Source organism: Falsiroseomonas sp. RANM36 (genome assembly GCF_056682175.1).
This window is the reverse complement of record NZ_JBWXTD010000003.1, coordinates 415,842-421,986: the sequence shown is the minus strand read 5'-3', so window position 1 is coordinate 421,986 and position 6,145 is coordinate 415,842. Positions and strand designations below refer to the sequence as shown.

The 6,145-nt window shown below is 76.6% G+C and carries 3 protein-coding genes; 2 read left to right on the top strand and 1 reads right to left on the bottom strand.

What is annotated here, in order from left to right:
• A partial coding sequence (locus tag AC1MIR_RS06780; protein WP_480027423.1) for a DUF6931 family protein occupies positions 1-613 on the bottom strand: 613 nt, incomplete at its 3' end.
• A gap of 474 nt (positions 614-1,087) precedes the next feature.
• Between AC1MIR_RS06780 and AC1MIR_RS06775 the strand changes: the two genes are divergently transcribed.
• Together AC1MIR_RS06775 and AC1MIR_RS06770 are read left to right on the top strand one after the other, a co-directional pair.
• Positions 1,088-2,785, top strand: coding sequence for a ShlB/FhaC/HecB family hemolysin secretion/activation protein (locus AC1MIR_RS06775; RefSeq protein WP_480027422.1), 1,698 nt, complete (start codon positions 1,088-1,090; stop codon positions 2,783-2,785).
• Positions 2,761-6,145, top strand: a 3,385-nt coding sequence (locus tag AC1MIR_RS06770; RefSeq protein WP_480027421.1) for a two-partner secretion domain-containing protein, incomplete at its 3' end; no start/stop codon positions are given. The genes AC1MIR_RS06775 and AC1MIR_RS06770, both read left to right, overlap by 25 nt.

The following is a 6,145-nucleotide window of genomic DNA, read 5'->3' as shown; positions in this document are numbered from 1 at the left end:
GGGGGCGGGGGGGTGGGGTTGGGGGCTCCATGCTTGGGGGGGCCCGCCGGCCGGCGCCGCCCGCGACGATGTCGCGTGCCGAATCGAGAAAGCGGGCGAGCCTGGCGTCGCGCCGCAGCGGGTCGCCGCGCACCGCGGCGAGATTGATGGCGCCCGCGATCGCGGTGCCGGTCAGGTGCGGCGCCGGCGCCACCTTCGCCACATTGGCCGGCGCGATGGAATCGCCGGCCCAGAAGGCGCCCATCGCGGCCCAGGCCTCCGGCGTCTCGAGGCCGGAGGCCTGTGCCAGGTCGAAGGCGGCGCGGCGGGATGCATCGGTCTGCCGGCGCACCCAGGTCTCGGCGGCCTCGCGCAGCGCGGCGAGGTCCCTGGCCCCGGCGGGGGCGGTGTGGCGGGCGCACATGCAGGCCCACCAGACCGCTCCGCGCCGGGGCAGCGCATGCGCGACGAGCTTCGCCGCCTCCGGCAGGAAGCCTGCAACGGCCAGGCGCTCCACCGCCTCCGCCGCGTCGGTCGCGCCCGCCGCCGCGGCCCGCCCGGGGCGGCCGGCCGCGATGCGGTCCAGAAGCTCCGGCAGATTGCCCTCGAACCGGCCCGGACGGGCTGCCGACATCGCCACCGCCAGCCTAGCGGTCCGGTCGCTGCGGCCGGGAGCCGACGGCAGCGCGAGCCGGCCCGCCCACGCAAGCGCCGATGGTCCGGCGCGCGGCCTTCAGGCCGGAAGCGATCCGCCGCCGCCGCCTCACCGGTGCCGCGGCCGGCGGGCCCGGCCGGGGCGCGCGGGCGGCCGCGCCCGCGCCACGCAACGCGGGCGTGGCACGGGCGTGCCATCCGCCATCGCGGCCGGCGATGCCTCCGCGCGATGCGGCGACGCTAGCGGCATCTTCCGCCCCTGCCCCCCGCGCTTCCTGACGACCCCTTAACCGTAGCGCAGCCTATCCCTCCGGCACGCGACATGCCAGACGCCTGGACGCAGGCGAAAAGTTGAGACGGCTCTTGATCGGTCTGGGGCCGGTCATCTAGCTAGACTCGGCGAGTGGCGGGGGTGCTTGAGCGCATGAGGGGGTCCAGGCGCGCAGCCTTGCTGTTGCTGCCGCTCCTGCTTCTGCCGCCGCCTGTGGGCGCCCAGCAGATCGGACCGGTGCCGCAGGGATCGCCGATCCCGCGCATCCTGCCGCGCGAGGCGCCCGAGGTCGGGCCGGCCGCGCCCGCGGCGCCGACCCCGGCGGAGACGGCGATGCCCGACATGGCGGTGCCGGTCGCCGCCATCCGCATCGAGGGCGCCACCGCCTATCCGCTCTCCGAACTCGAGCGGCTGCTGCCGCCGCTCACTGGTCCCGCCGTGCCGCTCGCGCGCATCGAGCAGGCGCGGCTGGCGCTGCTGCGGCGCTACCGCGAGGACGGCTATGTGCTGACCGGCGTCTCGGCCGAGGTCGAGGCGGGCGGCAGGCTGCGCTTCCTGGTGGCCGAGGGTCGGATCAGCCAGGTCCTGCTGGATGGCGACATCGGCCCCGCGGCGAGCCAGGTGCTGCTGTTCCTGCAGCGGCTGGTCACCCCCGGCCCGCTCGACCAGGCGCTGCTGGAGCGGCAGTTGCTGCTGGCCCAGGAAGTGCCGGGCGTGACCATCCGCTCCGTGCTGCGCCCGGTGCCGGGCGGCGACCCCGGCGAGTTGCAGCTGATCGCGCAGCTTTCGCGCACGCCCTGGTCGGCGCTGCTCGCCGCCGACAACCGCGGCTACCAGCTGGTCGGCCCGGAACAGGCGGTGGCGGCGCTCAGCCTCAACAGCTTCACGCAGTACGGCGAGCGCACCGACATCATCCTCTTCCGCAGCTTCAACGACACCCAGACCTTCGGGCAGGTCGCCTTCGAGACCTTCGTCGGCGGCTCCGGGCTGCGCTTCCGGCTGCAGGGCGGCGCCGGCAACTCGAACCCGACCGGCGAGCTGCGCACGATCGGCTACGAGGGCACCACCTCCCTCGTCAGCGGGTCCCTGATCTATCCGCTGATCCGCCGGCGCAGCCAGGTGGCCACGGTCTTCGCCGGGATGGAGGCGCTGGAGAACGAGATCCGCCTGGGCGTGCAGGGCGGCGGCGAGGCGCGCGCCAGCTACGACAGCCTGCGCGTCCTGCGGGCGGGCGGCGAATGGGCGTCGCAGGACGTGCTGCTCGGCGACGCCTTTCCGGCGCTGAACAGCGCCAATATCCGGCTCAGCCAGGGCCTGTCCGGGCTGGGGGCGAGTTCCAACGGCGCCGCGCTGGCCGGCCGCGCCGGGCAGACGGTGGATTTCTTCAAGGTCGCCGGCGAGGTCACCCGCACCCAGTCGCTGTTCACGCCCTGGGACGGCGCGGTGGTGGGGCTGTTCGGCCTGGTGGCCTTCCAGTGGTCGCCCGACGTCCTGCCGCCGATCGAGAAGTTTTATCTCGGCGGGCTCAGGCTCAACCGCGGCTACTATGCGGGCGAGGTCACCGGCGACAAGGCGCTGTCCACCTCGGTCGAGCTGCGGCTGGACGATTCGTGGAACGTGGATGTCCTTGGCCGCAGCACCGAGGTCGCGGCGCAGTTCTACATGTTCTACGATTGGGGGCAGAGCTTCGAGAACCAGCCGGACCAGCCCGACAGGCGGCTGTCCTCGGCGGGGGCCGGGGTGCGGCTGCTGGTTGACCGGCGTACCGAGATCCAGTTCGAGGGCGTGACCCGGTTCAACCGCTACCCGCAGGGCAACCTGCCGGGGATCGAGCCATTGTCGCAGGATGCGGCCTATTGGCGCGTCGTGACGCGCTTCTGAACGGGGGGCAGGCGATGCGGCCGCGGGGGCGGAGCAGCGGACGGGGAGGACAGGCGCGGATCTCGGTCCTGCGGCTCGGCCGTCATGCGCTGCTCGCCAGCACGGCGCTGCAGGCCGGCTTCGCCCTGGCCTTCGCCCTGCCGGCCGCGTCGCAACCGGCGCCCAATGCCGGCCCGCAGGGCGGCGCGGTGGTCGCCGGCCAGGCCAGCATCGGACGCCAGGCGAACACCACCACCATCACCCAGTCCACCGACCGGGCCGCCATCGACTGGCGCAGCTTCGATGTCGGCCGCGACCACACGGTGCGCTTCCAGCAGCCCGGCGCCGGCTCGATGACGCTCAACCGCGTCACCACGCCGCGGCCCTCCGAGATCGCCGGGCGCATCCAGGCCAATGGCGGCGTCGTGGTGATCAACGGCGCCGGCGTGCTGTTCCATCGCGGCGCGCAGGTGGAGGCGCAGAGCTTCGTCGCCTCCACCGCCGACACCACCAACGCCGCCTTCATGGCCGGCAGGCTGCATTTCGACCGCCCGGGCCAGCCCGGCGCGCGGATCGAGAACCGCGGCGAGATCACCGTGCGGGAGGCGGGGCTGGCGGCGCTGGTCGCGCCCTCCGTCGCCAATTCCGGCACGATCCGTGCCCGCCTCGGCACCGTGGTGCTGGCCGGCGCGGAGACGCACACCCTCGACCTGCATGGCGACGGGCTGGTCGCCTTCGACGTGACGGGCCAGGTGCGCACCGCGCCGCGCGGCGCCGATGGCCAGCCCGCGCAGGCGCTGGTGACCAACACCGGCGTCGTGGTGGCCGAGGGCGGCACGGTGCTGATGACGGCGCGCGCCGCCGACGGGGTGGTGCAGCAGCTGGTCTCGGCCGGCGGCACGATCCGCGCCGACAGCCTCGGCGGGCGCACCGGCAGCATCGAGATCGCGGGCGTCGGCGGCGGCATCCGCGTGCATGGGACCGTCGCGGCGGAGGGCGCCCGCCCCGGGGAGCGCGGCGGCACGGTGGTGGCGCGGGCCCGCGGCGATGTCGAGATCGCCGCCTCGGCCCGCATCGCCGCCGCCGGCGCGGCGGGCGGGGGCCCGGGGGCGATCGGCGCCACGGCGGCGCGCGCCCGCGCGCAGGGCGGCGGTGTGCCGGCGGATGCCGCGGCGCGGGTCCGCGTGGCGGCGGGGGCGGAGATCCGTGCCGATGCGACGCAGGCCGGCAATGGTGGGCGGATCGCCGTCATCGGCCGCGAGGCGGTCGCCATGGCCGGCAAGCTCAGCGCACGCGGCGGGCCGAAGGGCGGCGATGGCGGGCAGGCGGAGGTCTCGGCCGATCGCGGCCTGACGCTCGCCGGCAGCGTGGACATGCTGGCGCCGGCGGGCAAGGCGGGGACGCTGCTGCTCGACCCGCTCAACCTGCACATCGTCGGCGCCATTCCCGATCCGCCGAACGCCGAGCAGCCGACCAACCCCGCCGCGCCGCAGGTCGGCGCGGGCGATGCGGCGCCGGGCGGCGGCGATGACGGCTACCTGCTGGCCGGCACCGTCGCGGCGCTGCTCGGCGGCGGCAATGTCCGGCTCGAGGCGGGGAACGACCTGACCGTCTCCGAGGCGATCGGCTTCTCGGCCAGCGCCAACTCGCTCACGCTCGCCGCGGGCAACAGCGTGGTGGTCAACCAGCCGATCACGCTGCTCGGGGACGTGATCCTGCTCGCCTCCGATCCCGCCATCCCCGGCGCGACCGCGACGGGCCAGGTGCAGGTGAACGCCGCCATCGCCTCCGCCGCCGGCTCGGTGCTGCTGCGCGCCTTCGGCGATGCGGGGCAGGTGGCCTTCGGCGCAGGCGGCGCGGCCGCGGCCGCGGGCCGGGGGACGCTGGTGGCGAATGCCATGACGCTGCCGCCCGCGCCGGGATCGCTGCGGGCGCCGGTGGTCGAGATCGCGCCGAATGCCGGCCGCGCGCTGTCCTTCGGTCCGGGCGCCGCCGCCGGCCTGGCGCTGCCGGACCTGTCGGGCGTGCAGGCCGGGCTGCTGCGGCTCGGCGGAGCCACCCTGCCGGGCGGCGGGGTGACGACGCTGGCCGGCGCGACGACGCTGGCCGGCCCGCTGCTGCTCTCCGGCATGGAGCTGGATCTGCGCGCCATCGGAGCGGTCACCCAGGCCGCTTCGCTCGGCCTCGGCGGCGCCGCGCTGCAGGCGACGGCCGGCACCATCCGGCTCGACAATCCATCCAACGCCATCCCGATCCTCGGCGCGCTCGACGCCGGCGCGGGCGACCTGACCATCGCGACGGCCGGCGCGCTGACCGCGCAGGGCGCGATTGCGGCCACCGGCACGGCGACGCTCCGCGCCGGCGGGACGCTGACGGTGCGGCCAGGCGCTTCGGTCGGTGGCGCCGCGATCTCGCTGAAGGGCGGGGGCGGCGGCATCCTGCTGGACGGCGACCTCGCCACGCCGGGCCTGCTGGAACTCGGCACGACCGGCGCGGTCGGCGGGGCGGGCGCGATCGCCGCGGGGCGGCTGGCCGGCGCGGTCGGCTCCCTCGCGCTCGGCGGCACGACGCCTGCGGCGATCGCGGCCATCGGCGACATCACGGTGCGCGGCGCCTTCGACCTCCGCGCCGCGGGGCCGCTGGCGGTCACCGGCGGGCTGCGCGCGGGGCTGCTGACGGATGGCGCGGTGACGCTCGCGCTGACGGCCGGCACGCTGACCGCGGGCGGCACCATCGCCACGGGCAACGGGACCACCACCGGCGGCGACATCGCCCTGTCCGCGCCGGGCGGGGTGACGCTGCAGGGCATCGTGCAGGCGCGCGGCGCCGCCGGCCGCGCGGGCGACATCGCGATCACCGCGAGCGGCGGCGAGATCCGGCAGGACGCCGGCAGCGTGACGGCGGCGCGCAACCTGACCCTGGCGGGTGCCCACGGCATCGAGCAGTCGGGCGGCGTGCTGGATGCCCGGCTGCTTGCGGCTTCCACGAGCGCGCCGGCGGCGGAGATCGAGCTCGGGGGCGACAACCGCCTCGACCGGCTCGGCGCCGTCGCCGCCACGGGCAGCCTCGGCGTGAACAACGCCATTGCGCTGGCCGTGACCGGGCCGGTGCAGGCCGGCCGCGAGCCGCCGGGCGCGCCGCCGGGCGCCCTGGCCGAGGTGCGGATCGCGGTGGCCGGGGCGCTTTCGGTGACCGGGACGATCGCGGCCGGGCAGGCCGGGGGCGGCGGCGCGCCCGAGGTGGCCGGCCGGGTGCTGCTGCAATCGGGCGACGGCAAGGATCGCGGCGGCGCCGCCTCCGCCGCCGCGGGCGACCACGCCCCCGGGGGCGGGCAGGGGCCGGGCCGGGCCCCAGCGGGGGGGGGGGGGGGGGGCCCAGACC